This window comes from Cognatundibacterium jejuense (genome assembly GCF_014284255.1).
Classification (GTDB): domain Bacteria; phylum Pseudomonadota; class Gammaproteobacteria; order Burkholderiales; family Burkholderiaceae_D; genus Undibacterium; species Undibacterium jejuense.
Genome location: NZ_JACOFV010000001.1, coordinates 364,451 through 390,711, shown reverse-complemented (window position 1 = coordinate 390,711; position 26,261 = coordinate 364,451). Strand labels below are relative to the sequence as shown.

Below are 26,261 nucleotides of genomic sequence, written 5' to 3'. Positions count from 1 at the left end.
GAGACAAAGAGGAACAAACGATGGACATGCGTGTATTCGATTTATTTAAAATAGGCGTGGGTCCATCCAGTTCCCATACGGTTGGCCCTATGCTGGCGGCGCGCCGTTTTTTGCTGGAATCAAAAAATCTGTTCCAGGCTGAAAAAGTCCAGGTTGCGCTTTACGGCTCTTTAGCCCTAACAGGAACTGGTCATGCCACAGATAAAGCAGTCATGTTGGGTTTGATGGGCGAAACCCCGCAAGAAGTCGCACCAGAAAGCGTTGAAGAAAAACTGGCGCTACTCAATAGCACGCATAAAATGCATTTGCTCGGTGAATATCCGGTCACATTCGATCCTGCCGTCGATATTCTCTGGCATAAACAAGAAGTATTGCCCGGTCATCCAAATGGCATGAAGTTCATCCTGACGCACAAAGACGGTAGCGTCGAAGAAAAAGCCTACTACTCAACTGGCGGCGGCTTTATCTATTCAGCAGAAGAATTAGAAAACCCTGATGCGGGTAAAGATGTCGATAGCAAACCTGTACCTTTCCCATTTTCAACGATGGCGGATTTATTGGCACACGGCCAGCGCACTGGACTGTCCATCACGACCATGCTGCGCGGTAATGAAATCGTCCATTGCAGCGACGATGAATTAAATGCAGGCCTGGATAAAATCTGGAATGTCATGAAAGGCTGTATTTCACGCGGCCTGCAACTCACAGGTGAATTGCCCGGTGGCCTGCATGTACAACGCCGCGCGGCCAAATTGTGGCGCACTGCGAATGAAACGACCGACGTGTTGCCACACGATGGCTTGCACCGTGTGAGCTTGTATGCCATGGCCGTCAACGAAGAAAATGCTGCAGGTGGTCGTGTCGTCACAGCACCAACCAACGGTGCTGCAGGCATTATTCCTGCCGTATTGCGCTACTACGCTGAAGACTGCAAACCAAGCAATCCGGAACAAGGAATTCGAAATTTCCTGCTCGCCGCCTCCGCAATTGGCATGCTGTGCAAAAAAAATGCATCGATCTCTGGTGCTGAAATTGGTTGCCAGGGCGAAGTCGGTGTCGCTTGCGCGATGGCAGCTGCCGGATTGACTGCCGCATTAGGTGGCACCAATGAACAAATTGAAGCAGCAGCAGAGATAGGTATCGAACATCACTTGGGTATGACGTGCGACCCTATCGGTGGATTGGTACAAATCCCCTGCATAGAACGCAATGGCATGGGTGCGGTAAAAGCCATTACTGCGGCCTCGTTATCACTTCGTAGCGATGGCACGCATAAAGTAACCCTTGATGATGCGATTGAAACCATGCGTCAAACAGGTTATGACATGCAAGCAAAGTACAAAGAAACTTCATTGGGCGGCCTAGCTATTCACGTCGTCACGGTCAATTACGCGGCTTGCTAAAGTAAGCTGAGGTTTAGTGTGAATGAAAGTGGCTCCCAGGACGATCCGTGGGAGCCATTGGATTCAGATCAATACATGCTAAGCCAATTCCCAGCCGGAATAGTTAACCGGCAAACGCACAATCGGTTTGCCTCCGGCAGCTAATAGCGCATTTGCCACGGCAGCAATAATAGATGGCGGTCCTTCTTCGCCAACGCCTGCTATTTCCGTTCCCCGACTCATGACCAGCACATCGATAGTTGGTGCGTTGGCCATCTGCATGAGTCGGTAGGTATCAAAATTTCCCTGCTCAACCATACCATTCTTAAAGCTAATCTCACCAAACAGGACAGCGCTCAATCCAAAATAAGTACCGCCTTGCATCTGCGCTTCGACCATTTTTGGGTTAGCCACGATTCCCGGATCGATCGCTGCAAATATTTTGGACAATTTAAATTTACCCGGTGCAAGCACTTCTATTTCGACAATGTGAGCGCTATATAAATCTTCCCCGGTTCCATTCATGGCGAAACCGCGAAAACTGTTTGGCACCAACGGCGCATCCCATTTCGCATGCTCGGCGAACTGATTGATAAAACCCAAAGCTCGTGGGTGATTACGCAATAAACGACGACGATATGCAATTGAATCTTCCCCAGCAGCACGTGCGGCCAATTCTAAGGTTTGCTCAATGAAAAGCGTGTTCTGAGAATTACCCACCGAGCGCCAATATCCACAAGGTACGCCAAAATCGATGTTATCCCAACGAGTATCCATTGTAGGAATCGGGTAGGCCAGACCAAATAACCCCATGATTGTGCTCCAGTCATAACCCTTTATCGCGGGGCCATTAGTCACCTTGCTGTAAGCTAATAAGGATGGGCTTGCCATATCGGTTCGCAGTGCCATCGGCATAAACTGATCATCTAAAGCGAGACGCAAACGTGCTGTCGTCATTGGCCGATAGTAACCGGCTCGCGTATCGTTTTCGCGCGACCAAATTGTTTTCACAGGTGCACCGATGTCTTTTGCAATCAACGCAGCTTCGATTGCAAAATCGTGCTCTAAGCGGCGACCAAAGCCGCCACCGACATGTTGCGAATGCAAAGTGACTTGCTCAACCTTCAAACCCAAGGCTTCTGCGATACCGCGTTGTGTATCGGATTGACTTTGTGTGGATATCCATACTTGAGCGCGATTTCGACTCACTTCGATGGTCGCATTCATAGGTTCCATCGTCGCATGTGCCAAAAACGGCGCCTCAAAAGTTGTATCGATTATATGTGCCGCTTTTGTTAATGCAGCTGCAGTGCCATCAACGTTTTGTCGACGTGCGCTTGGGAATGGCAAGCCATCCCCCTTCGTTACAGCATCCAACAATGCCGCACTCATTTGCTCAGAATCGAGAACAGGTTTATTGCTTGCACGCCATACCGGTTTCAATAATTTCAAAGCGACAGTTGCCGTCCAATAACTATCCGCCACCACTGCAACGGCGCTAAACAACACGACAACCTTGTGCACACCTTTCAACTTGAGTGCCGGGCGCTGATCAACACCAACAAGACTCTCGCCAAAACGCGGTGCATGCATCACTGCTGCATAAAGCAAGCCCTGAGGCATAACATCTATACCAAAAATTGCAGAACCATTAACCCGCGAAGGTATGTCCGCACGAGGCGTCGATTTACCTAACACTTGCCAATCCTTCGGTTCTTTCACTTTAGGTTTTTGGGGCACCGGGAGTGTCGCAGCAATATCAAAAAGCTGACTAAACGCAAGCAGTCGTCGGGTTGATTGATGATAAACAGTGCCAGATTGCAAAATGCATTCTTCAAGTGGCACCTGCCAAAGCTGAGAAGCTGCAAGCAACAACATGTCACGCGCCGCAGCGCAAGCTGATCCAATCGTAATGCGCGCAGCGATGAATCCCCTGCTACCGAAAGTCGTTATACCTGGTGGTACACCACCACGATTTTGATGAAATTCAGCAATCACGGGAGCGTGTTCGACATGAATTTTTTCCATAGACAGCGTCAATTCTTCGGCAACAATTTGTGCGATCGACGTAAAGGTACCCTGTCCTAAACTTGTCACGGTTGTATAGGCAATGACTTCGTCGCTGGCGGTAAATTTCAACCAAAAATCAAACGGCGATTTGACAGGCTCTACCTTTAATTCTTGTGCCTGTGCATCGTTGCTGGCACTTATATTTGACACACCTAAAATCCAGGCGCCAGCTACCACACTGGAGCCGATAAAAAGTCGACGTGACGGCATTGAGGGAGCGTTCATCATGTCCCCTCTGACGTTGTTTGCGCCAAAGCCGCCGCCGCGCTGTGAATTGCTGCACGTATTCTTGTGTATGTTCCACACCGACATAGATTAGTCATTGCATCATCGATTTGTGCATCGGTCGGTTGCGAGGTACGCCCCAATAATGCAGCGGCCGCCATGATCATTCCTGATTGACAGTAGCCACACTGTGGCACCTGATGAGCGATCCACGCTTGCTGTACAACATGAGCACGATCAGGCGAGAGACCTTCGATGGTGGTAACTTTACGCTTTTGAATTGCTTGCAATGGCAGTACGCAACTTCTGACTGCCTCGCCGTTGACATGCACAGTACATGCACCGCACAAAGCGGCGCCACAACCAAATTTGGTGCCTGTCAAACCCAAATCTTCGCGTAAAGCCCACAGCAAAGGTTTATCTGCCGCGGCCTGAATGCGCCGCTCTTTTCCATTGACAGTAATAGTAATCATCGTTAGCCGTCTCACATTTTGATTATCAATAAAAATGACTTATTTCGTAGTTGCGGCAGGGATCGCTGCATAATCGATGGGTACCCAAATGTATTTACCACCTAAATCACGGACTCGGCCTATCCCTGGAAAAGAGAAATGCGCACCACCAATTAAATAAGCTTGTTGTGCTGCCTCGGCAAATAGGTGCTTACGCAGCGCGATACCTTTGGCGGGGTCGGCCTCACCTGGAGGAATCGCATCTAACAGCTCAAATTGAACCTTATCATTGACAACAAAGTCGCCCCAAAAAACCATTTTTTGCCCTTCACTTTCGATGACATAAAAACTATGCCCCTCGGTATGACCGTGACTTGCAATTGCTCTAAATCCAGAGAAAAATTCCGTGTCGCCGTCAAAGGTTTGATATTTTTTGGCGTCGATGTATGGCTTCAGCAAGGCGACTACCGTTTTTGCGCCTCCGTTACCTTTTTCTCCTGGCTTTTCCCATTGCGCCAGTTCGCGGTAATCAGCATGGACAAAGGCATTTGGAAATGAACGCACTCCGTTTTCTGACAAGCCACCAATATGATCACCATGCATATGGGTAATGTAGATATCATCAACCTGCTCCGGACGATATCCGGCGGCTTTCATGTTGTTAAAAAGTCGTCCGTAAGTTGGCGCGGAACCACGCCCCCCGGCATCAATCAAAATCAATTTCGTACCTGTGTTAATTAAGTAAGCAATCGTTGAAAAATCATTCTGTGGCTGTAAATGTGTTTTTGCTCGCAACGCTTGCTTTTGCTCCTTACTCAAATCAGGGAACAGGACCTCAAGGCTTTCTGGCCAGGGTGAGTTTTCGTCCAGTAGCGCCGTCACTTCCCACTTTCCTACTATCGTCCGATAAAACGCGGGTGCTTGAGTACGTACCAAGGGCGCCTCAGCATGAGCGACGTCCATCACGCCGATCGCACTGCTTAACACACCCAAAGCGCAAACGATGTTTCGACCAAATCTCAACGCTTTAGAAACCTTGTTATTCATTTTGGACCTCAATGATCAGTAAAAATCCTATTATGCAAATCGATCAGACCCAGGTTAAGCGGGATGTGATAAAGCAGGAAAAGCGTGTGATGAAAGGGTAGAGTTGGCTATATTCAAACCCAATTAGCCACTGCTATACTGCTTCTCAAGCATGGTTAAATCCATGCATCATTCACCATAACGTCAAACAAATGCCAACATTAACCGCAGTGCCGACAACGAGAATGTCCTCAACACAGATATTCAGTGCGCTTCTCATTAACTTAACGATTTGGTTTGGTATTTGTACCGTAGGTGCTGCGGGCAACTTTCAAGACTTACTTAAAGAGGGGCGAAACTTAGATTTCTATCGCCTATGGCTCAGTTGGGTAGATAACCACGTACCACTTATCCTGATGAGTAGCGTTTTATTCATTACATTGCGTAATTGTTTGTCGATCATCAATAGTGCACAAAAAATTGCTCGTCTTTATGTGGGGCTTGCGCTTTGCTTTTACCCTCTGCACATGTTCTACAATGCAGCATCAAGAACCTTGCGGCAATCTGAAGAATTAAACTGGTACAACTGGATGCTATCGTTGGCCACGTATGATCATTTCACTTGGTTTCTCGAATTTGCTTGGTTTACTGGTACTTTTGCGGTCGTAACTGCCATCTGTATATGGCATCAAGGTCAGGAACGTGCTGCAATACTACAGAAGGCGGAAACGGCTAATTTAAATTTACATCTGGCTTTGGAACAACAACGCTTACGTTCAATAAGGCAGCAATTAGAACCGCATTTCATTTTCAACGCGCTCAACGCGATCAGTGCTCTGGTACGTTCAAATGAAAAACCAATAGCACTTTCCGGAATACGACAACTCAGCGATTTACTGCGCTACGCACTCAATGCCAGCAGCAAAGATTGGGTGCGCTTTAGCGATGAATTACAATTTGTTCGTGACTATCTGGCGCTACAAAATCTGCGTTATGGAGAGCGCTTACAAGTACATATACAAGGAGATAGCGATACCATCATGCATGGCGATTGCCCTCCACTTCTGTTGCAACCCTTAATTGAAAATGCATTGCGTCATGACCTGGATTGCCATGAACAACAATGCAGCATTTTTTTGCACTTTTCACTCCATGGCGAACAACTACGCATACATTTAAAAAATAGCCTGGGACAACAAAGTACGCCAAATCCTGGCTTAGGCATGGGACTGGGGCAGACGAAGACACGTTTAGATTTACTGTACGAGGGTCAGGCTATACTGCATACAAAAAAAACTCAGGAGTATTTTGAATTGACTATTCATATACCACTGCAAAAGCCTGAAAGGATTCTATGAGCTCCTCGGAAAATGCCATACGCACCCTGATCGTCGATGATGAAGAGTTGGGTCGTAAGAATCTCTACTATGCACTAAGTGAACATGCTGAATGGCACGTCGTCGCTCAAGCCGGCAATGTTGCCGATGCGCGTTTAGTCTTAGCGACCGAGGAAATCGATGTGATTTTCCTCGATATTCAAATGCCACGTGAATCAGGACTGGATTTGGCACGCGAACTGGCGTCAAAAGAAAAAACCCCCTTGATTATTTTTATTACGGCATTCAATGAGCATGCTATCGAAGCTTTCGATTTGCATGCGCTCGACTATTTACTTAAGCCGCTAGATGATCACCGCCTGCAACTTGCATTAGAACGTGCGTCGACGATGCTGCAACTCAAGCAACAAGCCAACTACGCCAAATCGCTGCGCGCCTATGCAAATAGCGAATCTGTTCTTACTACCAAGCAAACCACAGATTATTGGCAATTTATCAGTGTACGGTCGATAGGCAGCATCGAGCGTATTGCACTCGAAGACGTGTTCTGGATAGAAGCACAAGGAAATTATATGCAGCTTCATTTGAAGGATAAAAAGACACTATATCGGGCATCAATGAGTTTACTTGAAAAGCATTTGGATCCCGCCATCTTTTTGCGCATACATCGCAGCACTATTATTCGCAAAGATCAAATCGTAAAAATGCAAATAATGCCGGACAACAGCTATAAAATGGAGCTCCGCTGTGGCAATCAAGTCTTGGTCAGTGAACGCTATATCTCGGCTGTTAAAAATTGGATTAACGATTGAGAAAAAAATTGATTATCGCCCAGAGTTTCCGTCCACCGCAAATTAAAGGGATACATCACACCAGGACAAGCTTGATCTATGCTCATCCACATTGTTCTTTCCCCGTCCGTTTTCAGAACAGATTTAAAATAAACACTAAAAATATACACACTGAACTTCTCAGCTTTCCAAGCAATGTATTAAATCCTGGTCTTACTTTAACAATCATTTCTGCCTTAGCGAGGCGATTTCAGTTTCAAGTGCTTTGATTCGTGCGTCTTTTTCATCCAAAGCGTTTTTTACCTTCGCGCCGTCAAATCTCACCGGAATGTGTTGCGGACAATTGGCATCCCATGCAATTAGCTTAATGACGATAATCTGCTCAGGCTTTGCTGCGTAGCCCTGTGGCATCAATCTCTGTAGTAATGCAACATCATCCTCAATGACTTTCGCTTCTCCCCAAATTTTAATTCGTTGCCTGTTTGCATAGTCCATTAAAAATAGATGGACCTTGGGATTTTCCGAAAGGTTACCTTGCGAAATAAATTGCTTATTACCACTAAAATCCGCAAAGGCTAAAGTGTGAGCATCCAGCACTTTAAGAAAGCCCGCAGGTCCACCCCTGTGCTGAATATAGGGTTGACCATCGGCATTCACCGTCGCCATATAAAAACTGGCCTGAACAGCAATGTAGTTTTCGAGTTCAGGGGTGATCATTGACTCCCACGAGCCATTCTGTTCCATTCTCGCATAAGCGTGACGTGAGCCTTTGCGCTCTTGTATTGTTTTAACGGCAGGAGTAAACGCCACGTCGCTAATGTATTCGAATTTATTCATACCACTATCCAAACCTTATATCGTGGAAAACAAGTCGGTCTGCGACAGCGACGCATGATCGTCCCGATTCAATGAAAATGATTGGTATCCAAAGCCTCTAAATACCCGCCTCTTTACGCAAACGCAAAAAAGAAACACCCAATTCACTCGAAGCTTTTGCATACGATGTTCCGGCGTTAAGCAAGCGATCGGCGAGCTCAAATTGATTAGCATTTACTGCCTTAGCAACCTTGCTCACTTCGCTATGGAAAAGTACGTGCTTGTGCACGCAATCAGCATGCGATGACAACTTACCGTAGCTCGCTTTGCCTGGACCATGCAGCCATAACCCCAACTCGCAACAATCGTCTCTGGACAAGGTAGCCAAGTCCAATTGCTCACGTTTCACAATGGCCGAACGGAGCTTGGTTTTCCACTGGGCGTGGGTTTCAACAGCATTATCGAGATTCATATTCACTCCTAAGCAGACTTCGTCAATATTACGATAAGGAGCGAAATCAACGCTTAAAACATCGGTTGGTTTCGCTCCGGCATCAAGCCATTTCTTTATGCTGTTTTTGCGCGTACAACAGGGAAATCGATATCTGTCAGCGCCACGTTGTTAATGTAATTGGTTAAAACATTCACAGCGACATTGGCAACGATTTCAACGACAGCAGCATCATCGAACCCGGCGAGGCGCAAAGTATCCAAATCCGCATCATTCACGCGACCATGGGACTGAGCTACACGTAAAGCAAACTGCAAAGCTGCTTCTGTGCGTGCGTCTTCAGAACGACCGTCGCGCGCTGCATCGATTTCAGTGCTTGAGATTTTGGCGACATGACGTCCCAGATAATCGTGCGCCGAAAGGCAGTAATCGCATCCGTTGTATTCAGCAATCACCAATGCAATACGTTCACGCAATTGCACATTCAACGTACCCTTGGCCAGCGCCCCATTGAGGGACAGATAGCCCTCTAATGCAGCGGGACTATGACCAACCAGTTTCATCAAATTAGGCGTTACGCCCAATTGTTTTTGTACCGCAGCGAGCAATGGCTTAGATGCTTCGACGGAAGTTTCAACGCTAGGGATGGAGATACGTGACATGATAATTTCCTTTATTCGATAAAAAAATAGGTTTAGATGGCTTGGTTAAAAGCATTTTTACCCGGGCTGTCGCTGCGTTTCCAGCGAATGAGTGAACTATATTCAGTTAACAAACGATATGGAATAGTCGAAAAATTGAATTCACTATTCCACTTTTCGAAATAATAATAAGATCAATCGTAGCGTCCGGTGTTATTCGCGACTTTCTTCATAAGATTCTTCTCGCGGCCTGCCAATTACTTTTCAACCTAAGCGTGTTGAAATGAGAGCCTTAGTCACGAATTGAGCTGATGATTACACAACAATTACACCTAAAAATTGTTGTAATCACTGATAAAATCACTCAATCATTTCATTTATCAGAATAAATTGAGGCGCAATGAGCAAATTTCACCTGATCACTGTTTTTGTCGCCGTGGTTGACACACTTGGTTTTGCAGCTGCAGCGCGCAAACTTAATATGTCACCACCAGCTGTTACCAGAGCCATTAACGATTTAGAGACGCAGCTTGGGCTTCGACTTTTGACGCGAACCACTCGCACCATTCGCGTCACCGAAGCGGGTGAAAGGTATGTTCAAGATTGCCGCAGAATTCTTGCAGAAATGGCTGAAGCCGACGAATCTGTCAGCGGCATGCATAGCTCTCCCAGAGGTCGTCTCAGCATCACCGCACCAGTCTTATTTGGCAATAAATACGTTACGCCCATCATCACAGAATATTTAAACCTTTATCCCGAAGTCAGTGCCTCATGCCTGTTTTTAGATCGCGTTGTAAATCTGTTAGATGAAGGAGTCGATGTGGCAATTCGCATCGGTGATTTACCAGATTCCAGCATGCAAGCAATTCGCGTGGGACACGTTAGAAGGGTGATTTGCGCAGCACCAGGCTACCTCGCTCGGTATGGGATTCCAAGCTCTCCGGACGATTTGCATCGACACAGCATCATTTCAGCCAGCAGCGTTACACCTAATATCGAGTGGCGATTAAACGAAAACGGTGCCCCGCGAAGCATAAAACTACAGGCGAGAATGACCACCACCACCAATGATTCTGCGATCACCGCGGCCCTCAGCGGATTTGGATTAGCGCGCCTGCTCTCCTACCAAGTCGCAGAACATCTGCAATCGGGTAATTTAAAAACGGTGCTGCCGGAATTCGAACCTGCCGCATTGCCCGTCCATATCGTTCACCGCGAAGGACGGCGAGCACCACAGCGCGTGCGTGCATTTTTAGACTTGGCGGTGGAACGCTTGCGTGAAAAAGTGATGCCGTAGTATATAACTCACACAAATCAGTATATCTCGCCGTCATTGAATATTTTCACGACCAGTTCGATGACCGATCAAAAATATCATCTGGTAAAAATTTGCTGGGGTTTTAAAGAAAATTCCTGCACTCCTGTTTGCCATAAAAAGAATGCCCAACGATTCGCTTTTTGCGTAAGCGCGTCTTCCGTCGTCGTACTTTGGGCCATTGTTTGCAGCAACACTGGTTTATTTTTATTCGAGCTTAAAATTTGCAAGCCAGCAGCCAATTTGGCCGCCATCCAGATTGGTGCCTTCGTGTTTTTTGCATCTGCAGTCAACAAGACCGCCGGATAGGCAACATCTGCACGCAATTCCGCGTAGGCCGTTCTTGGTGTGTTTATTTTCGACTTTATCAGTCCGGGCGCCTTTGGCAATTCCTCGCTGGCAACAGCGTGCGCGGCTACGGCTGCGAACAAATCTGGCTGACGCAACATCGCTTTGACTAACGCACTGTTACCGGATTGTATTTCTTCTGCCACTAATTTCTTAGGTGAAGCGTAGTTCTCCATGACCAGATAGCGCGCAACAGTTGCGATATCGCTGACGGCATCGACGACTTTTGCAGAGTGTGTTCCAGCGACATTGATATTCAGATTTGCGATCACGCCCCCCTTCTCTAGCCATGCCATATCCCCAAATTCCGTGGCGACATCCGTGCCTGGCGCAATCCGCAATAAGACCGGATGTTTGGCATTCTTTTCGAAACCACGCAGATAACTCAGATCCACGCTAAGACTCCGTCCATCCGCAGCAGGAATCAATAAAGGTCTCATCTCAACCGGATTTCCATCTTTAACGACTTCACTTTGCATGGGCACCGCAGCAGTGACGACTGTGGTTTTTCCTTGCGGCGTCATTGTGTAGGCACCAGCACTCGCGTTTGCAGTTTTCAAATTAAAACTCAGTAATTCAGTATCATGATCCACATGTAATTGTGTTAAAACACCACTTTCTGGCAAAGTGAGTTCAGCAAGTGCGCCATTGGTGAGATCAAGCTTAAACAGTTTGCTTCTGCTATCGTCAGCGGCAAGCGCATGCCAAAACAAATGAGTTTTACTGACAGCAATGTCTTTAATTTCAGTTGCGCTCGCTTTGACCAGCTCTTTAAATTGACTCAACTGCAGCTTGTCACTTGCCTTACTTAAATCCATTTTGAGTATTTCACCGTTAGCAGATTTTTTATTGCTGAGCAAAAATAACTGCTCACCTTCCTGTATCAGCGACTGAACTTTATCGACGGGCATTGCGAAATTTTTCCAGGGAATCTCTGTTGTTCTTATTTCAGATTGATTGACATAGAAATAGCTACGCCCCTTTCCACCCACGCTACCCTCTGTTTTTTCCTCAGAATGCGAAATGGAAAGCAATATTGACGGGGTTCCTGTCAACGCAGTAATCACTGGTACGTCCAGTGAACTCATCTTCAGGCTTTTTGCGAACGTACCAGTCGCTTGCGCTCCGATAATGATTTTGTCTTTTTTTTGTGGCTGACCAATCACATGCAGCCAGATATCGGTTTTATTGAGGCTACTTGTAGCGAGGCTTTGACTATAAATGAGCGCGCTACTATCAGCAGTCCAGATCATCGATGGCTCTGCAACACTTCCTGCCGACGCACAGAAAATATGGTCGTCTGTGAACTCTCCATCTGGCACACTGACGATACGGATCAACACTTCACCAGATGGCTGCTCTAACATGAGTGCAAGATGCTTGGCATCTGGCGCAGCTGCCACGCGTAACAGATGTTCGCCGGAATTTTCAACGTATAGCACACGCTCACTGCCAATAGGCTCGTTTCGCAAAATAAGCCGGACGCGTTGGTCTGTAGCAAATTGGGAATAAATCAAACCCCCAGTGATTTTTAAATCTATTTGTGCCGTTCTTTTTGGCTTAGGTGGGGCGACAACTGTCATCACCAATGATGTGGTCGTTACGTTTTTTGTGGTGCGGGAAGCAACATCAAGATCTCGTAGCCGAGTAAGCAACTCGTCACGGCCATCGATACGGTCAAGTAATTGACGACTTAAATCGTTTTGCCTTCTGAGCCAGGACTGCACCGCCAAATCATCAAGATTTTGCAAGGCACGCAAGGGATCAATCTGCCCCAAATCGCGACTATTTGCCACTCCTGTAATTGGAATCGGACGTGGCACGGCCGGATACTCACCCCAGGTTTGAAGTTGAGCACGCGCTGGGAACGCCATCGATCCCATCAGCAAGCAGCCAAGCAAAGATTTTTTTAGCATTCACATTCCATTTGAAATTCTGCATATCAACAAGCGATTAGTCCTCGATTTTATCCGGATGAGCGGACATTTCAGGAGGTATTTAATGAAGTTCATGCCTCAAATCCCGCATTTCATCGCAATCTGGCCGCACCCTTGGTTCTTTTTCCCTAAAGTGATGACATCGCAACTGACTTAACACTCACTGAAAGAACATCGGAGAAAATCATGAAAACCTTAAATAAAGCCACTATCAGCCTCGTAACTCTGGCAGCCATTGCCTTCACTATCATCGCTAGCGCCAACGTCCGCCCATTGAATGCAGCTTCAGTCGCCTCCATCCCAAGCGTGACAATTAGCGCGCACAAAATGTCTGAGCAAGAGAAAATCGCCTACGATATCGCGCAATCAGGATTGGCAATGCAAACAATCGTCATTGAAGCAAAACGCTTAAATCTTGAACAAAAACTTGCAATGAACCAAGTTGATAGTAAAATCTTGCAAAATAAGCTTAACGCACACAAAAAGTCAGCTTTAGTTATTTAATTGATATAATTAAATTAGCTGCCATTTTATCAATATCGACATTATGATTTTGTCGGACGCGTAAAATTTTTCTGCAGCACGCTTATTTGTTGGTTTCACTTAGAATAACCGCAGGCAATCATGTTAAATAAAACTATACTTCGCAGCTTGTTTTCCATCAGCGTTCTGTCCGCCTTAATGTGCGGCAATGCCTATGCGGTGGCGTCTTTGTCGATTCCACAAGGGCAGTCAGAAAAAGTTCAAACAGAAAGCGCACAAGCTGCACCTGCCAATTCCGAAAATGCACAACTATCGTCATTATTAGACAGAAGCGGCGTTGACCGCGCCTCAATTCATTTACAGGTATTAATGCAGTCTAACACGCACTTCTCTGACAATTTGACACCAAAAAAGCCCAGTGTTGTGGCTAAAAAAAACCAGGTTAAACCCGCCAGCAACTCTTGATGATCAGATCTGATCCAGTTAATTTTAGATTGCACTGCGATCAATGCGTTTGCTCAAAATAATGGATGTCGAGGTTTGACGCACGCCATCCATGGCGCCGATCTGATCCAATAAGCGATCGAGTGTATCAGTGGTATCACAACGCAAAGTCAGCATGTAGTCGATAGCACCGCTAACGGCACATAATGTCTCAGTTTCCGGCAAATGCTGTAAATACTTAATCAATCCTGCCGCATAGCGCGCCTCTACCGATAGACCTACGTAAGCCCGGACTGCCGGCTGTACCAGTTTTTGACTTAATTTAACGCCATATCCGGCAATGACCCCGCGTTTTTCCAAAGCCGCAATCCGTGCAATAACGGTTGTTCTGGCAATCCCTACTAGCTTTGCAATCGTAGTAACAGGCAATCGTGCATCATCCATCAGCAATGCCAATACTTTATTGTCCACTTCATCGAGTTCTGGTCTCATCTTGTCACTTTGTATTAAATCATGGTCAGATTGTATTACCTTCATGCAGTATGACGATAACTTAGACACTATTATCTGACAAAACTTAAGCCTAGACTTATCTCAGGAACAAAATTAACAACACTTTGAGTGTGAATAAAAATCAGCCCAGCTGCATTTTTCAAACATCAAATAACCACAACTTTCCGGAGACAAATCATGGCAACGAAACTCATTCTGTTGGGCGCAGGTAAAATCGGCGATGCAATCCTGAATTTATTGTCACACACTGGTGACTATGAAATAACCGTTGCAGACCGTGATCCAGAACGTCTCAAGTACGTGGAACAGGCAGGTTTCCCTCATACACGGGTAGTCCATGCTGATCTTGGCGACAAAGCTGTAGTGACTGAATTGATTCGTGGTCACAAAGTGACGTTGTCAGCTTGTCCGTATTTCCTCACCCCAATCATCGCTGGTGCTGCGCGCGAAGCAAATTCTCACTACTTTGATCTGACTGAAGACGTAGAAAGCACACGTGTAGTGAAGCAGCTTGCCGAAGGTGCAGATTGCGCATTTGTTCCACAATGCGGCTTGGCTCCGGGCTTCATCTCCATCGTAGCAAATGACGTGGCAAAAAAATTCGAAACACTGCGTGATGTCAGTATGCGCGTTGGCGCCCTGCCAACCTTCCCTAACAACGCGCTGAAATACAATCTGACCTGGAGCACTGACGGCCTGATCAACGAATATTGCAATCCTTGTGAAGCCATCGTTGATGGCCAGTTACGTGAAACTGCAGCACTGGAAGAAATCGAACACTTCTCCCTCGACGGTATCGACTATGAAGCTTTTAACACGTCTGGCGGTTTAGGCACATTGTGTGAAAGTCTGGAAGGCAAAGTACAAAACCTGAACTACAAAACTGTACGCTACCCTGGTCACCGCGATATCGTGAAAATGCTAATTCGCGATCTGGAATTGGGCAAATTAGAACGCCGCCCTATCCTTAAAGATGTGTTAGAAACCTCGATTCCAATGACCAAACAGGACGTGGTATTGGTTTTCGTCAGCGTTGTCGGTATGCGCGCTGGCCGTCTGGAGCAAGAATCCTACGCGAAAAAAATCTACGCCCAAAACGTTAATGGACAACTGCTATCAGCGATTCAATTGACCACAGCTTCAGGCATCTGCGCGATGGTAGATCTGGTGGTTACTGGCAAATTGCCACAGCATGGTCTGGTACGTCAGGAACAAACCAATTTATCTGATTTCCTCGCCAATCGCTTTGGTAAATATTACGCCGTATAATTAAACAGTACGTTGACCCGTACTTAAAAGTACTGGAATAGTATTGCCGGTCAAAAACCAGACTTAGTTAAACCAGTTTTTTTATATTTGTATGGCGGACTCCTTGATGGATCGTATCCGCCATCTTACTTTCCGAAGCGATGATCATGGATAATTCCACACTTCAAACACTACTCGCGGGCCTCGGCGTTCAATTAAACGACTATCAGGGTTCCGACATATTCAGTATTTCACCGATTGACGGAAAGACTTTAGCCAGCTTACGCGCCGACAATGCAGAGGAAGTCCAAGCGCGCATTGCGCGTGCTCAAAGTGCATTTCAACACTGGCGCCAAGTGCCAGCGCCACGTCGTGGCGAACTGGTACGCTTGTTCGGCGAAGAACTGCGCACACACAAAGAAGCGCTGGGCAAAATCGTTACCCTTGAAGCAGGCAAAATTTTGCAAGAGGGTTTAGGCGAAGTGCAAGAAATGATCGACATCTGCGATTTCGCTGTCGGCCTGTCTCGACAACTCTACGGTCTGACAATCGCCTCCGAACGGCCAGGTCACCGCATGATGGAACAATGGCATCCAATCGGCGTTGTTGGCGTCATCTCTGCATTCAATTTTCCGGTAGCGGTGTGGGCCTGGAATGCAGCACTAGCCTTTGTTTGTGGCAATAGCGTGACATGGAAGCCGTCTGAAAAAACACCATTAACCGCGATCGCTACCCACGCCCTGTTTATGAAGGCGGTAGCAAAATTTGGCAACGATGCACCAGCCGGGTTAGCAGAATTGATTATTGGTGGCCGTGAAACCGGCGCACAAATGGTTGAAGATAAGCGCGTCGCTCTGGTCAGTGCAACGGGATCAACACGTATGGGGCGCCAGGTCGCCGAAGTATGCGCCAAACGCCTTACCCGTACTATCCTTGAACTTGGCGGCAACAATGCGATGATCGTAGCACCAAGTGCCGATCTTGAAATGGCTGTAAGGGGAATTACATTCTCAGCAGTCGGTACCGCCGGGCAACGTTGCACAACATTGCGCCGTCTGTTTGTTCACGACAGCATTTACGATACGCTGGTACCACGTCTGAAGAAAATTTATGCTGGCCTGCCAATTGGCAATCCACGCGATAAGTCCACTTTGGTCGGACCACTCATTGATAGCGCCTCCTTTGATGCGATGCAGACTGCATTAGCAGCCGCAAAAAATGAACAGGGACAAGTGTTTGGTGGTGAACGTACCAGTGTTTCCGGATGTGAAGCCGGTTATTACGTACGTCCTGCATTAGTTGAAATGCCGACACAAACCCAAGCGATGCACCATGAAACCTTCGCACCCATCATGTACATCGTACGCTACACCGATTTGCAACAAGCGATTGAATGGAACAATGAAGTGCCGCAAGGTTTATCTTCCTCCATTTTCACGACAGATATGCGTGAAGCTGAGCGTTTTGTTTCTGCTGTTGGAAGTGACTGTGGTATCGCCAACGTCAACATTGGCCCTTCTGGCGCAGAAATCGGTGGTGCTTTTGGGGGTGAAAAAGATACGGGTGGTGGTCGCGAATCAGGTTCCGACGCGTGGAAAGCATATATGCGTCGTGCTACCAATACATTCAACTACAGCAACGCATTGCCGTTAGCACAGGGAATTAGTTTCGATATTTGAATTAGCCAGACAATCAACTTCATCTACTAGCTGCCAGATCGATCTGGCAGCTTTTTTTATTTATCACTCAATCGTATTATTTGTGGCATTTTCAGCTAAAATTCATTTAACATTTTACCGAAACTTGCATACCAGTTACTAATGCCCAAACGTTTCCTGCCATATTGCTTTCTCGTCTTATCATTTTTCATTTTGGGAATGAGTAACGTCTACAGCAGTGAAACCATCTACTATCCGCGTTCGACGGCCAAAATAGACCCCCACATTGACTACGTCCTTGACGTGTTAAAAGCTGCACTGCAAATATTTCCAGGTAAATACCAGCTAACGCCAAGCAGCATCGCCTACCCGCAAACACGTGCCATCAATGAGACCATTTCGCCAACGGGTGAACTAGATTTAGTTTGGACGATGTCGACCAATGAACGCGAATCCAAGTTAATTCCCATCCGAATTCCTCTCGACAAAGGAATGCTCGGCTGGCGCATCTCATTTGTCAGTAGCAAAAATAAAGATATACTAAAACCAATAAAATCATTGAGTGATTTAAATAAACTCGATGCCGGTCAAGTACACGATTGGCCAGATACAGATATTTTGCAAAGCAACAAGATCAATGTCATCACCTCATCTACCTATGAGGCACTATTCAAAATGTTAGAAGTGAATCGCTTTGATTATTTTCCAAGAGCAATATTTGAAATATGGGGTGAGCAGACCAGTCATTCCGATTTGAAGATAGCGATCGATGATCATATCGTCTTGCATTACCCAACGGCCTATTACTTTTTTGTTTCGCCGCGCCGAGCCGGTCTTGCCAAGGATCTCAAAAATGGCATGGAACATATTTTGGCTAGCGGACAATTTGAAAACATTTTCCAAAAATATCATAAGGAATCGACACGTAAAGCCGATATTCGACATCGGAACATCATAGAATTGAGTAACCCGCTCTTAGACAGCAATAAATTGCCACTGAATCGGCCAGAACTTTGGTTCAGTCCATAAAAAACAGCAACAAAAACTACCAAATGCAAAAAAAATCGCTCGATGGCATCACCCTCGAAAATATCCTCGTCCAATTAGTTGATCAATACGGGTGGGACGGATTAGCCGAAAAAATTCAGATACGCTGCTTCATTTCTGATCCCAGTGTAAAATCCAGCCTTAAATTTTTACGCAAGACGGCGTGGGCGAGAGAAAAAGTAGAAAAACTATATCTTGAATCGGAATAATCAAGATCAATGGTCAACTTCTACACATTCTGAACCGCCTCGATACATCTCTTTCCCTCTGAAAATCCAAAATCTGGCAGTACCTGACAAGATCACTCAAGTTTGCTATACTTGACCAAAATGCTCAACAACTCAGGGCATACAGAATTTTGTACCACAGGCACCGGAGCAACAGTATGCGCCTCACCACCAAAGGACGATTTGCCGTTACGGCCATGATAGATCTGGCATTGCGCCAGGACAAAGGTCCAGTCACGCTCGCTGGAATTAGTCAGCGGCAAGATATCTCTTTGTCTTATCTAGAGCAGTTATTCGGAAAATTGCGCCGCCATGAAATCGTAGAATCTGTACGAGGACCAGGAGGCGGCTACAATCTCGCCCGCAAAGCACAAAACGTCACCGTCGCCGATATTATCATCGCTGTCGACGAACCTCTTGATGCAACGCAATGCGGCGGCAAAGGTAACTGCCACGGCAGTGACCTGAGCAATGGGCTGCACTGCATGACCCATGACTTATGGGCCACCCTCAACGCTAAAATGGTCGATTACCTTGATTCAGTTTCACTACAGGATCTGGTCAATCAACAAAAACAGAAAATCTCGGAAAACCAAGTCATTGTCGTGCATCAGTCGCATGTCAATCACACAGCTTCTTGAAAATTTGGAGTCTTGAATGAACGCACCACTGGAACAAAGTCTGCTGGACACACTGAAGTCACCACACTTCCCTATTTACATGGATTACTCCGCGACGACGCCGGTTGATCCGCGTGTCGCTGACAAAATGATCCCATTTTTACGCGCACAATTTGGCAATCCAGCGTCACGCAGTCATATGTACGGTTGGGATGCAGAAGCAGCGGTTGAAGAAGCACGCGGCAATGTTGCAGCGCTGGTCAACGCTGACCCACGCGAAATCGTCTGGACTTCCGGCGCGACAGAAAGTAATAACCTCGCACTGAAAGGTGCAGCGAACTTCTACAAAGCCAAAGGCAAACACATCATCACAGTAAAAACTGAGCACAAAGCAGTGCTTGATACTGTGCGCGAACTCGAACGCCAAGGCTTTGAAGCGACCTATCTGCAACCACAAGACAATGGCCTGATCACGATTGAACAGTTAAAAGAAGCAATTCGTCCTGATACTATTCTGGTCTCCGTCATGTGGGTTAATAATGAAATTGGCGTCATTCAACCTATCGCGGAAATCGGTGAATTGTGCCGTGAACGCGGCATCGTCTTCCATTCCGACGCAGCGCAAGCAACAGGTAAAGTAGAAATCGATCTGGAAAAAGTAAAAGTTGATCTGGTTTCTTTCTCTGCCCACAAATCTTACGGCCCTAAAGGCATTGGCGCTCTGTACATTCGCCGCAAGCCACGCGTACGCCTGGAAGCGCAAATGCACGGCGGCGGTCATGAACGCGGCTTCCGCTCCGGCACATTGGCTCCACATCAATGCGTGGGCATGGGCGAAGCGTTTCGTCTGGCAAAAGAAGAGATGGAAAGCGAGTTAAGCCACATTCGCGCCATGCGCGATCGTCTGGCGAATGGCCTCAAAGAAATTGAAGAAACCTACGTCAATGGCGACATGGACCATCGTGTTCCGCATAATTTGAATGTCAGTTTCAACTATGTTGAAGGTGAATCACTAATCATGGCAATTAAAGACATCGCTGTTTCTTCTGGATCAGCATGTACTTCTGCCAGTTTGGAACCGTCGTACGTTTTACGTGCTTTAGGTCGCAGTGATGAATTAGCCCATAGCTCCATTCGCTTCACGATTGGCCGTTTCACAACAGAAGAAGACATCGACTTCTCCATCAATTTATTGAAAACTAAAGTCGAGAAATTGCGCGCTTTATCGCCACTGTGGGACATGTATAAAGACGGCATCGATATTTCGACCATTCAGTGGGCGGCACATTAATTAATTTCTGACTGAAAATAGTTTCATCAGAAGGCACAGAGCACAAATATTCAGGAGCATTAAAATGGCATACTCAGACAAAGTTTTAGATCACTACGAAAATCCACGTAACGTCGGCGCCTTTGAAAAAGGTGATGACAGCGTCGGTACTGGTATGGTTGGCGCACCGGCTTGCGGCGACGTCATGAAATTGCAGATCAAGGTTGGCGCAGATGGCGTGATCGAAGACGCCAAGTTCAAAACTTACGGCTGCGGCTCAGCAATTGCATCCTCCTCTTTGGTGACGGAATGGGTCAAAGGCAAAACGCTGGACCAAGCACTGGAAATCAAAAATACAGCCATCGCTGAAGAGTTGGCATTGCCACCTGTCAAAATCCACTGCTCCATTCTGGCAGAAGATGCGATCAAAGCAGCAGTACTTGATTACAAAAACAAGCATAGCGCGGCGTAAAAAGCATAGCGAAGAATTGACGCAGTAAAGATGGGGAGCAGCATGGCAATTACACTCACAGAAAAAGCAGCAAAACACGTGACTCGCTACATGGAACGTCGCGGCAAAGGCATAGGCCTACGCTTTGGCGTACGCACCACAGGCTGCTCAGGCATGGCGTATAAACTTGAATATGTAGACGAAGTAGGATCGGACGATTCAGTATTTGAATCACACGGCGTAAAAGTATTCGTTGATCCTAAAAGCTTGCCATACATCGATGGCACTGAACTCGACTTCGCACGCGAAGGGTTGAATGAAGGTTTTAAATTTTACAACCCTAACGTCAAAGACGAATGCGGCTGCGGCGAAAGTTTCCGCATCTAGCCCGTCAGAATACTGTTATGCAAAACCATTTTGAGCTTTTCCAGTTACCTCAACAATTTTCACTGGACATGAGTCAGCTCGATCGTGCGTATCACGAAGTGCAAAATCAAGTTCACCCTGATAAATTTGTCCAAGCCAGTGACGCTGAGAAACGGGTTGCCATGCAATGGGCAACCCGCGCTAACGAAGCCTATCAGACACTCAAAAAACCGCTTAAGCGTGCAACTTATCTGTGTGAATTGCAAGGTGTAGATCTACAAACTGAATCCAACACCAGCATGCCTGCTAGTTTTTTAATGCAGCAAATGGAATGGCGCGAGGCATTTGACGATGCGCGCCAGGCGAATGACCAAAATGCACTTTACGCACTGGAAAAAGAGCTGCGTAACGCTTTAAAAGCGAAATTATTGCAGGTCGGAAGTGAGCTAAGCAAGCCAGACTTTGCCACCGCGGCACAAGAGATTCGTACCTGCATGTTTTTAGAAAAATTCATTGCTGATATCGCTGCACTGGAAGAGTAATTTCGATTAACCTTGCGCTTTTTTTTGCGCCCATTTGATGGCTCGCCATCCTCCTCAGATACCATGGCTTTATTGCAGATTTCCGAACCAGGCATGTCCACCGCACCTCACCAGCATCGTTTGGCGGTAGGTATAGATCTGGGCACGACCAATTCATTAGTTGCGACCGTACGCAATAGTATCCCCGAAGTTTTGAACGACGAAGAGGGCCGCCCACTATTGCCTTCAGTCGTTCGCTATTTACCGAATGGTCATGCGCACATAGGCTTTAAAGCTCAGGCAGAGCAAAGCAACGACCCCAAAAACACCATTGTGTCCGTCAAACGTTTTATGGGGCGCGGCTTAAAAGATATCGCTTACACTGAGAATCTGCCTTACGATTTTCATGATGAGCCTGGTATGGTTCAATTGAAAACGATTGCTGGTATTAAAAGCCCGGTAGAAATTTCCGCTCAGATTTTGGCGACGCTACGTCAACAAGCAGAAGACGCGCTTGGCGACGATTTGGTCGGCGCCGTGATCACCGTTCCTGCATATTTTGACGATGCACAGCGCCAGGCGACTAAAGACGCGGCCAAACTCGCTGGGATCAATGTATTACGTTTGCTAAATGAACCTACCGCCGCGGCAATTGCCTATGGCCTGGACAATGCCTCAGAGGGCACTTACGCTGTTTACGATTTAGGCGGCGGCACCTTTGACATCTCTATTTTAAAGATGAGCAAAGGTGTATTTGAGGTGTTGTCTACTGGTGGCGACTCTGCACTAGGCGGAGATGATTTTGACCATCGACTGTTTTGCTGGATATTACAAGAATCCAAATTGGCGCCACTATCCGACGAAGATACTAGCCTACTAATGGTCAAAGCACGTGAAGCCAAGGAAATTTTATCCAGCAAACCAAGCACCTTCATTGATGCCAAACTGAATTCCGGTGAAACAGTGCATTTGCAAATCACTGCCAGCGTATTCGCAGAAATGACGCAAAATCTGGTCGTTAAAACCATTACACCGTGCCGCAAAGCCTTACGCGATGCAGGCTTGTCGAGCGATGATATTGATGGTGTGGTTTTGGTTGGTGGCGCCACGCGGATGCCTCACGTACGTAAAGCGGTTGGCGAATTCTTTGAAACCACCCCGCTCGCCAATATCGATCCAGATAAAGTCGTCGCACTTGGCGCAGCAATTCAAGCTAACTTATTGGCCGGTAACCGCGCACCGGGCGACGATTGGTTATTGCTGGATGTAATTCCATTGTCACTTGGTGTAGAAACCATGGGTGGATTAGTAGAAAAAGTTATTCCACGCAATTCCACCATTCCTTGCGCACGTGCCCAAGAATTTACCACCTTCAAAGATGGTCAGACAGCAATGGCAATTCATGTGGTTCAGGGTGAACGGGAATTAGTCAGTGATTGCCGCTCTTTAGCCCGGTTTGAACTGCGTGGTATTCCAGCAATGGCTGCTGGCGCTGCACGTATCCGCATCACTTATCAGGTTGATGCCGATGGTTTGCTTTCTGTCTCAGCAAGGGAACTGCGTTCCGGTGTCGAAGCGACAATTAATGTTAAACCGTCTTACGGCCTCGCCGATGACGATATCACACGTATGCTGCAAGATTCATTCAGTTCTGCGGATGCCGACATGCAAATGCGCGCGCTGCGCGAAGAACAAGTCGAAGCAGAAAGAATATTGCTCGCCACACAATCTGCGCTAGACGCCGACCGTCATTTGGTTTCAGAGGCGGAATTTGCAGTGATTGCACAGCTCATGCAAACCGTCAGAATACAAATGCAGCAAGACAACCATGAGATGCTACACACTGCCATTTCCGATTTAGCAAGCGGCACGGAAGAATTTGCTGCTCGCCGCATGGATCAGAGTGTCCGTAGCGCGTTGGCAGGAAAAAAATTGGATGACATTGCTTAATCAGCAAAAACAAGTACCGTTAATTCGCAGACAAATATCCAGATGCGCGCAGTCTTGATCTGGGTATAAAAGCACTTACATAGACAAAAATCGAGAATAGCATGCCAAAAATTATCGTTCTACCCCACGCTCAGCTTTGCCCCGAAGGCGCGATTATTGAAGCTAATGAAGGAAAATCCCTATGCGAAGCCTTAGTTGAAAACGACGTGGAAATCGAACATGCGTGCGAAATGTCGTGCGCTTGCACCACCTGCCACGTCGTTATACGCGAGGGATTTCGTTCACTAAACGGGTCAACTGATGACGAAGAAGATTTACTCGATGCTGCCTGGGGACTGGAAGCAACATCCAGACTATCTTGTCAGGTTAAATTAGGTCAACAAGACATCACCATCGAAATTCCGAAGTACACTATCAATCATGCGCGCGAAAATCACTAATGTGAGCTTCGAAGAGGTTCATCAAGGGACAACAAATGCAATGGTCTGACATTCATGAAATTGCCGCCGCTTTGTACGACAAATATCCGGATGTCAGTCCTCTGGTGGTGCGCTTTACTGATTTACATAACTGGGTAGTTGATTTGGACGGTTTCGACGACGATCACTTGCGAGGCGGAGAAAAAGTATTGGAAGCCATACAAATGGCGTGGATAGAGGAGTCAAAATAAACTTTGTTGTTACATGTCAGTGCACGGACTATCATCTTCTTGCTCAAAATAAGAAAAACTCTTAGTATTTCTAGATTGTCTACGCATTGATACCCAAGTTGGTTGCAACTATTGCATATTTCTGACTAGGTTCATAAAAGCGAAGCGCATAGCGTGCCTTTTAGCAGCACCCCACAGAACAGCGACGCACAAGGATATTGCAATGCGGTTTAGATACATTTTTTCTGCCATTCGCAGCCGTATTACTCTCAGACTAGCTATCATTTTAGCGGTAGTTTTTGGACTCACTGTTCCAGCGACGTTCTTAATTCCATATCACATCAACAGCATAGAAATCGCTGCTCGCGCGCGAAACGCCGAAGATCATAATCGCCTGGTCGAAATCTTGTCAGTCATTTTGAGCGAACCGCTATGGCAAATTACGCCAGAAATAGCGAATATCTCGAGCGAAGTGGTGTATTCCGATCCACGAGTAGCAACTATTGAGGTTATCACCCTCCCCGATAGAAAAGAATTTATTAAAAATAGCGTACGACGCCAAACCCAAAAAGGGCCATTTACGACGATGGCGCGCGAAATCAAGCATGGCGGTCAAGTTATCGGTGAAGTCCGTCTGACCCTGGCAGAAGATTTGCTGCAAGAAAGTTTACGTTCGGACTTCCGACGCTACGTAACAACTGCAGTGCTATCTTTATTCATGGCAATTTTTTTCATTTTGCTGGTTCTTCAGTGGCGTCTGGTACAACCCGTCAGAATGCTCATGGACGAGTCTGACCGCCTCGCTAACGGCGAACTGAATGACCCGATTGCACTCAATCGCGAAGATGAACTGGGTCACCTTGCAAATAGCTTGGAAGCAACCCGACAAGCATTAAAACGCTCGTTTGGCGAACTTGAAGTAAAAAATCACCAGCTGCTCGAATATTCCGGCACACTAGAGTCCAAAGTGCGTCAACGTACGCAAGAGCTTGAAAGTGTGAATCAAAACCTGGAGGCAGCACTTAACAACGTTAATTCCGCACAAGCCGAACTTGCCCGCGTAGAGCGCATGGCCGCTTTAGGTTCCATGGTTGCGGGTGTCGCCCACGAACTCAACACCCCTCTTGGCAACTGTTTACTGGTCGCCAGTACTCTGGAAGAAGAAACCCGTCACCTGCTGCAAATGGTAGAAGGCGGACAAATTAGGCGCTCGGACCTGACACGATATGCCGTCACCGCTTTGGATTCGACTAAATTATTATTACGTGGCCTGCAACAATCTGCGCATTTAGTCGGAGATTTCAAACAAGTTGCGGTCGATCAATCGAGTGCTCAAAGACGCACTTTCGGCTTACTAGTCATGTTGCAAGAGCTGACTGCACTGCTCCACTCCAGCCTACGGAAAACTCCTTTTACACTAGAATTGGATATTCCAGAAGATATCCAGCTTGATAGCTACCCTGGCTTACTTGGGCAAGTTTTCACCAACCTCGTCAACAATTCGGTGATCCATGGCTTGGAAGGACGCACAGAAGGACACATGCTTTGCACAGCAGAAAAGATGGGCGATTATGTCATGGTGATCTTTACTGACGATGGCAAAGGTATTCCATCAGAAATTATCAACCGGATTTTTGAGCCATTCTTCACCACCAAGTTTGGTCAAGGTGGAAGTGGGCTAGGTTTAAGTATCACATTCAATATCATCACCAATGTTCTGGGCGGAACCATCCACGTATCCAGTGTACCGAACCGCGGTTCGAGATTTGAAATCAAGTTGCCGTTGATCGCGCCTGGCGACAGGGATGGCAAAGATCCACTGCTCAACGAGGGGTAATTAGACTCAAAACGTCATCATGTTTGCAGCCAGAGGAAATAGAAAAAAGAAAATACGTCCCTTGCTAGCAGGAAGAACAGCTTAAAGTCCCGTCGATTGAATTACCAAATGCGTAAAATACATCATGAACTTTTTTGCGCACTGCAAAAAAAAGATCCAAAAGTCGTGGTTTTTATGACCGATAGA

Annotated in this window: 27 protein-coding genes; 19 read left to right on the top strand and 8 right to left on the bottom strand. The window is 46.7% G+C overall.

Features of this window, described 5'->3' with window-relative positions:
• The first annotated feature begins 20 nt into the window (after window positions 1–20).
• On the top strand, window positions 21–1,403 hold the full coding sequence (locus H8K32_RS01840; protein ID WP_186910749.1) for an L-serine ammonia-lyase: 1,383 nt from the start codon (window positions 21–23) through the stop codon (window positions 1,401–1,403).
• A 78-nt stretch (window positions 1,404–1,481) separates the two neighbouring features.
• Here H8K32_RS01840 and H8K32_RS01835 read toward each other — a convergent pair whose 3' ends face one another.
• Genes H8K32_RS01835 through H8K32_RS01825 form a run of 3 tightly spaced genes read right to left on the bottom strand, consistent with a single transcriptional unit; the run spans window position 1,482 to window position 5,176 of the window.
• Window positions 1,482–3,677, bottom strand: a complete 2,196-nt coding sequence (locus H8K32_RS01835) for a xanthine dehydrogenase family protein molybdopterin-binding subunit (RefSeq protein ID WP_186910748.1) — start codon at window positions 3,675–3,677, stop codon at window positions 1,482–1,484.
• Entirely contained in the window at window positions 3,677–4,150 is a 474-nt protein-coding gene (locus H8K32_RS01830; protein WP_186910747.1) for a (2Fe-2S)-binding protein, read from the bottom strand. The genes H8K32_RS01835 and H8K32_RS01830 overlap by 1 nt, the downstream gene beginning before the upstream one ends.
• A gap of 39 nt (window positions 4,151–4,189) precedes the next feature.
• Window positions 4,190–5,176, bottom strand: coding sequence for an MBL fold metallo-hydrolase (locus tag H8K32_RS01825; protein WP_186910746.1), 987 nt, complete (start codon window positions 5,174–5,176; stop codon window positions 4,190–4,192).
• 191 nt (window positions 5,177–5,367) lie between these two features.
• Between H8K32_RS01825 and H8K32_RS01820 the strand changes: the two genes are divergently transcribed.
• Entirely contained in the window at window positions 5,368–6,513 is a 1,146-nt protein-coding gene (locus tag H8K32_RS01820) for a sensor histidine kinase (protein ID WP_246447063.1), read from the top strand.
• Entirely contained in the window at window positions 6,510–7,304 is a 795-nt protein-coding gene (locus H8K32_RS01815) for a LytR/AlgR family response regulator transcription factor (RefSeq protein ID WP_222612978.1), read from the top strand. Before H8K32_RS01820 ends, H8K32_RS01815 begins: the two co-directional genes overlap by 4 nt.
• A gap of 204 nt (window positions 7,305–7,508) precedes the next feature.
• Here H8K32_RS01815 and H8K32_RS01810 read toward each other — a convergent pair whose 3' ends face one another.
• The 3 genes from H8K32_RS01810 to H8K32_RS01800 form a co-directional block, all read right to left on the bottom strand.
• Window positions 7,509–8,120 carry a pyridoxamine 5'-phosphate oxidase family protein gene (locus H8K32_RS01810; protein ID WP_186910745.1) on the bottom strand — a complete coding sequence of 204 codons (612 nt, stop codon included), beginning with the start codon at window positions 8,118–8,120 and terminating at the stop codon, window positions 7,509–7,511.
• Window positions 8,121–8,217: 97 nt separating this feature from the next.
• Window positions 8,218–8,571 (bottom strand): CZB domain-containing protein, encoded by a 354-nt coding sequence (locus H8K32_RS01805; RefSeq protein WP_186910744.1) that lies wholly within the window; start codon window positions 8,569–8,571, stop codon window positions 8,218–8,220.
• A 95-nt stretch (window positions 8,572–8,666) separates the two neighbouring features.
• Window positions 8,667–9,212: a carboxymuconolactone decarboxylase family protein gene (locus H8K32_RS01800; RefSeq protein ID WP_186910743.1), complete on the bottom strand. Its 546-nt coding sequence runs from the start codon at window positions 9,210–9,212 to the stop codon at window positions 8,667–8,669.
• Between the two features lie 379 nt (window positions 9,213–9,591).
• Between H8K32_RS01800 and H8K32_RS01795 the strand changes: the two genes are divergently transcribed.
• Entirely contained in the window at window positions 9,592–10,488 is an 897-nt protein-coding gene (locus H8K32_RS01795; RefSeq protein ID WP_186910742.1) for a LysR family transcriptional regulator, read from the top strand.
• 77 nt (window positions 10,489–10,565) lie between these two features.
• Here the strand turns inward: H8K32_RS01795 and H8K32_RS01790 are convergent, their stop codons facing one another.
• Entirely contained in the window at window positions 10,566–12,770 is a 2,205-nt protein-coding gene (locus H8K32_RS01790) for a prolyl oligopeptidase family protein (RefSeq protein ID WP_186910741.1), read from the bottom strand.
• A 207-nt stretch (window positions 12,771–12,977) separates the two neighbouring features.
• Here H8K32_RS01790 and H8K32_RS01785 point away from each other — a divergent pair, with 207 nt between their 5' ends.
• Together H8K32_RS01785 and H8K32_RS01780 are read left to right on the top strand one after the other, a co-directional pair.
• On the top strand, window positions 12,978–13,295 hold the full coding sequence (locus tag H8K32_RS01785) for a hypothetical protein (protein ID WP_186910740.1): 318 nt from the start codon (window positions 12,978–12,980) through the stop codon (window positions 13,293–13,295).
• A gap of 120 nt (window positions 13,296–13,415) precedes the next feature.
• Window positions 13,416–13,739, top strand: a complete 324-nt coding sequence (locus H8K32_RS01780) for a hypothetical protein (protein WP_186910739.1) — start codon at window positions 13,416–13,418, stop codon at window positions 13,737–13,739.
• Between the two features lie 24 nt (window positions 13,740–13,763).
• On the opposite strand, the gene H8K32_RS01775 is transcribed toward H8K32_RS01780, so the two are convergent.
• The gene (locus H8K32_RS01775) at window positions 13,764–14,210 is read right to left on the bottom strand and encodes an Lrp/AsnC family transcriptional regulator (RefSeq protein WP_186910738.1); all 447 of its coding nucleotides are present in this window, start codon (window positions 14,208–14,210) and stop codon (window positions 13,764–13,766) included.
• 198 nt (window positions 14,211–14,408) lie between these two features.
• On the opposite strand from H8K32_RS01775, the gene H8K32_RS01770 reads away from it, so the two are divergent.
• The 13 genes from H8K32_RS01770 (at window position 14,409) to H8K32_RS01710 (ending at window position 26,075) form a co-directional block, all read left to right on the top strand.
• A complete protein-coding gene (locus H8K32_RS01770; RefSeq protein ID WP_186910737.1) occupies window positions 14,409–15,500 on the top strand; it encodes a saccharopine dehydrogenase family protein in 1,092 nt (363 codons plus the stop codon).
• A 146-nt stretch (window positions 15,501–15,646) separates the two neighbouring features.
• Window positions 15,647–17,158 (top strand): L-piperidine-6-carboxylate dehydrogenase, encoded by a 1,512-nt coding sequence (gene amaB, locus H8K32_RS01765; protein ID WP_186910736.1) that lies wholly within the window; start codon window positions 15,647–15,649, stop codon window positions 17,156–17,158.
• A 282-nt stretch (window positions 17,159–17,440) separates the two neighbouring features.
• Entirely contained in the window at window positions 17,441–18,166 is a 726-nt protein-coding gene (locus tag H8K32_RS01760) for a transporter substrate-binding domain-containing protein (RefSeq protein ID WP_186910735.1), read from the top strand.
• Between the two features lie 23 nt (window positions 18,167–18,189).
• Window positions 18,190–18,393: a VF530 family protein gene (locus H8K32_RS01755; protein WP_186910734.1), complete on the top strand. Its 204-nt coding sequence runs from the start codon at window positions 18,190–18,192 to the stop codon at window positions 18,391–18,393.
• Window positions 18,394–18,569: 176 nt separating this feature from the next.
• On the top strand, window positions 18,570–19,052 hold the full coding sequence (iscR, locus tag H8K32_RS01750; RefSeq protein WP_186910733.1) for a Fe-S cluster assembly transcriptional regulator IscR: 483 nt from the start codon (window positions 18,570–18,572) through the stop codon (window positions 19,050–19,052).
• A gap of 16 nt (window positions 19,053–19,068) precedes the next feature.
• Window positions 19,069–20,322 (top strand): IscS subfamily cysteine desulfurase, encoded by a 1,254-nt coding sequence (locus H8K32_RS01745; RefSeq protein WP_186910732.1) that lies wholly within the window; start codon window positions 19,069–19,071, stop codon window positions 20,320–20,322.
• Between the two features lie 64 nt (window positions 20,323–20,386).
• Window positions 20,387–20,773, top strand: coding sequence for a Fe-S cluster assembly scaffold IscU (gene iscU, locus H8K32_RS01740; protein ID WP_186910731.1), 387 nt, complete (start codon window positions 20,387–20,389; stop codon window positions 20,771–20,773).
• 42 nt (window positions 20,774–20,815) lie between these two features.
• Window positions 20,816–21,139: an iron-sulfur cluster assembly protein IscA gene (gene iscA / locus H8K32_RS01735; protein WP_186910730.1), complete on the top strand. Its 324-nt coding sequence runs from the start codon at window positions 20,816–20,818 to the stop codon at window positions 21,137–21,139.
• Window positions 21,140–21,156: 17 nt separating this feature from the next.
• On the top strand, window positions 21,157–21,660 hold the full coding sequence (gene hscB / locus H8K32_RS01730; RefSeq protein WP_186910729.1) for a Fe-S protein assembly co-chaperone HscB: 504 nt from the start codon (window positions 21,157–21,159) through the stop codon (window positions 21,658–21,660).
• Window positions 21,661–21,723: 63 nt separating this feature from the next.
• A complete protein-coding gene (gene hscA / locus H8K32_RS01725; RefSeq protein ID WP_186910881.1) occupies window positions 21,724–23,589 on the top strand; it encodes a Fe-S protein assembly chaperone HscA in 1,866 nt (621 codons plus the stop codon).
• A gap of 101 nt (window positions 23,590–23,690) precedes the next feature.
• Entirely contained in the window at window positions 23,691–24,029 is a 339-nt protein-coding gene (fdx, locus tag H8K32_RS01720; RefSeq protein WP_186910728.1) for an ISC system 2Fe-2S type ferredoxin, read from the top strand.
• Between the two features lie 35 nt (window positions 24,030–24,064).
• Window positions 24,065–24,259, top strand: coding sequence for a Fe-S cluster assembly protein IscX (iscX, locus tag H8K32_RS01715; RefSeq protein ID WP_186910727.1), 195 nt, complete (start codon window positions 24,065–24,067; stop codon window positions 24,257–24,259).
• A 202-nt stretch (window positions 24,260–24,461) separates the two neighbouring features.
• Window positions 24,462–26,075 (top strand): sensor histidine kinase, encoded by a 1,614-nt coding sequence (locus H8K32_RS01710; RefSeq protein WP_186910726.1) that lies wholly within the window; start codon window positions 24,462–24,464, stop codon window positions 26,073–26,075.
• Window positions 26,076–26,261: the final 186 nt, after the last annotated feature.

Coding starts and splice junctions, on each gene's coding strand:
- H8K32_RS01840 (WP_186910749.1), top strand. CDS start 21: ATGGACATGCGTGTATTCGATTTATTTAAAATAGGCGTGGGTCCATCC.
- H8K32_RS01835 (WP_186910748.1), bottom strand. CDS start 3,677: ATGAACGCTCCCTCAATGCCGTCACGTCGACTTTTTATCGGCTCCAGT.
- H8K32_RS01830 (WP_186910747.1), bottom strand. CDS start 4,150: ATGATTACTATTACTGTCAATGGAAAAGAGCGGCGCATTCAGGCCGCG.
- H8K32_RS01825 (WP_186910746.1), bottom strand. CDS start 5,176: ATGAATAACAAGGTTTCTAAAGCGTTGAGATTTGGTCGAAACATCGTT.
- H8K32_RS01820 (WP_246447063.1), top strand. CDS start 5,368: ATGCCAACATTAACCGCAGTGCCGACAACGAGAATGTCCTCAACACAG.
- H8K32_RS01815 (WP_222612978.1), top strand. CDS start 6,510: ATGAGCTCCTCGGAAAATGCCATACGCACCCTGATCGTCGATGATGAA.
- H8K32_RS01810 (WP_186910745.1), bottom strand. CDS start 8,120: ATGAATAAATTCGAATACATTAGCGACGTGGCGTTTACTCCTGCCGTT.
- H8K32_RS01805 (WP_186910744.1), bottom strand. CDS start 8,571: ATGAATCTCGATAATGCTGTTGAAACCCACGCCCAGTGGAAAACCAAG.
- H8K32_RS01800 (WP_186910743.1), bottom strand. CDS start 9,212: ATGTCACGTATCTCCATCCCTAGCGTTGAAACTTCCGTCGAAGCATCT.
- H8K32_RS01795 (WP_186910742.1), top strand. CDS start 9,592: ATGAGCAAATTTCACCTGATCACTGTTTTTGTCGCCGTGGTTGACACA.
- H8K32_RS01790 (WP_186910741.1), bottom strand. CDS start 12,770: ATGCTAAAAAAATCTTTGCTTGGCTGCTTGCTGATGGGATCGATGGCG.
- H8K32_RS01785 (WP_186910740.1), top strand. CDS start 12,978: ATGAAAACCTTAAATAAAGCCACTATCAGCCTCGTAACTCTGGCAGCC.
- H8K32_RS01780 (WP_186910739.1), top strand. CDS start 13,416: ATGTTAAATAAAACTATACTTCGCAGCTTGTTTTCCATCAGCGTTCTG.
- H8K32_RS01775 (WP_186910738.1), bottom strand. CDS start 14,210: ATGAGACCAGAACTCGATGAAGTGGACAATAAAGTATTGGCATTGCTG.
- H8K32_RS01770 (WP_186910737.1), top strand. CDS start 14,409: ATGGCAACGAAACTCATTCTGTTGGGCGCAGGTAAAATCGGCGATGCA.
- amaB (WP_186910736.1), top strand. CDS start 15,647: ATGGATAATTCCACACTTCAAACACTACTCGCGGGCCTCGGCGTTCAA.
- H8K32_RS01755 (WP_186910734.1), top strand. CDS start 18,190: ATGCAAAAAAAATCGCTCGATGGCATCACCCTCGAAAATATCCTCGTC.
- iscR (WP_186910733.1), top strand. CDS start 18,570: ATGCGCCTCACCACCAAAGGACGATTTGCCGTTACGGCCATGATAGAT.
- H8K32_RS01745 (WP_186910732.1), top strand. CDS start 19,069: ATGAACGCACCACTGGAACAAAGTCTGCTGGACACACTGAAGTCACCA.
- iscU (WP_186910731.1), top strand. CDS start 20,387: ATGGCATACTCAGACAAAGTTTTAGATCACTACGAAAATCCACGTAAC.
- iscA (WP_186910730.1), top strand. CDS start 20,816: ATGGCAATTACACTCACAGAAAAAGCAGCAAAACACGTGACTCGCTAC.
- hscB (WP_186910729.1), top strand. CDS start 21,157: ATGCAAAACCATTTTGAGCTTTTCCAGTTACCTCAACAATTTTCACTG.
- hscA (WP_186910881.1), top strand. CDS start 21,724: ATGGCTTTATTGCAGATTTCCGAACCAGGCATGTCCACCGCACCTCAC.
- fdx (WP_186910728.1), top strand. CDS start 23,691: ATGCCAAAAATTATCGTTCTACCCCACGCTCAGCTTTGCCCCGAAGGC.
- iscX (WP_186910727.1), top strand. CDS start 24,065: ATGCAATGGTCTGACATTCATGAAATTGCCGCCGCTTTGTACGACAAA.
- H8K32_RS01710 (WP_186910726.1), top strand. CDS start 24,462: ATGCGGTTTAGATACATTTTTTCTGCCATTCGCAGCCGTATTACTCTC.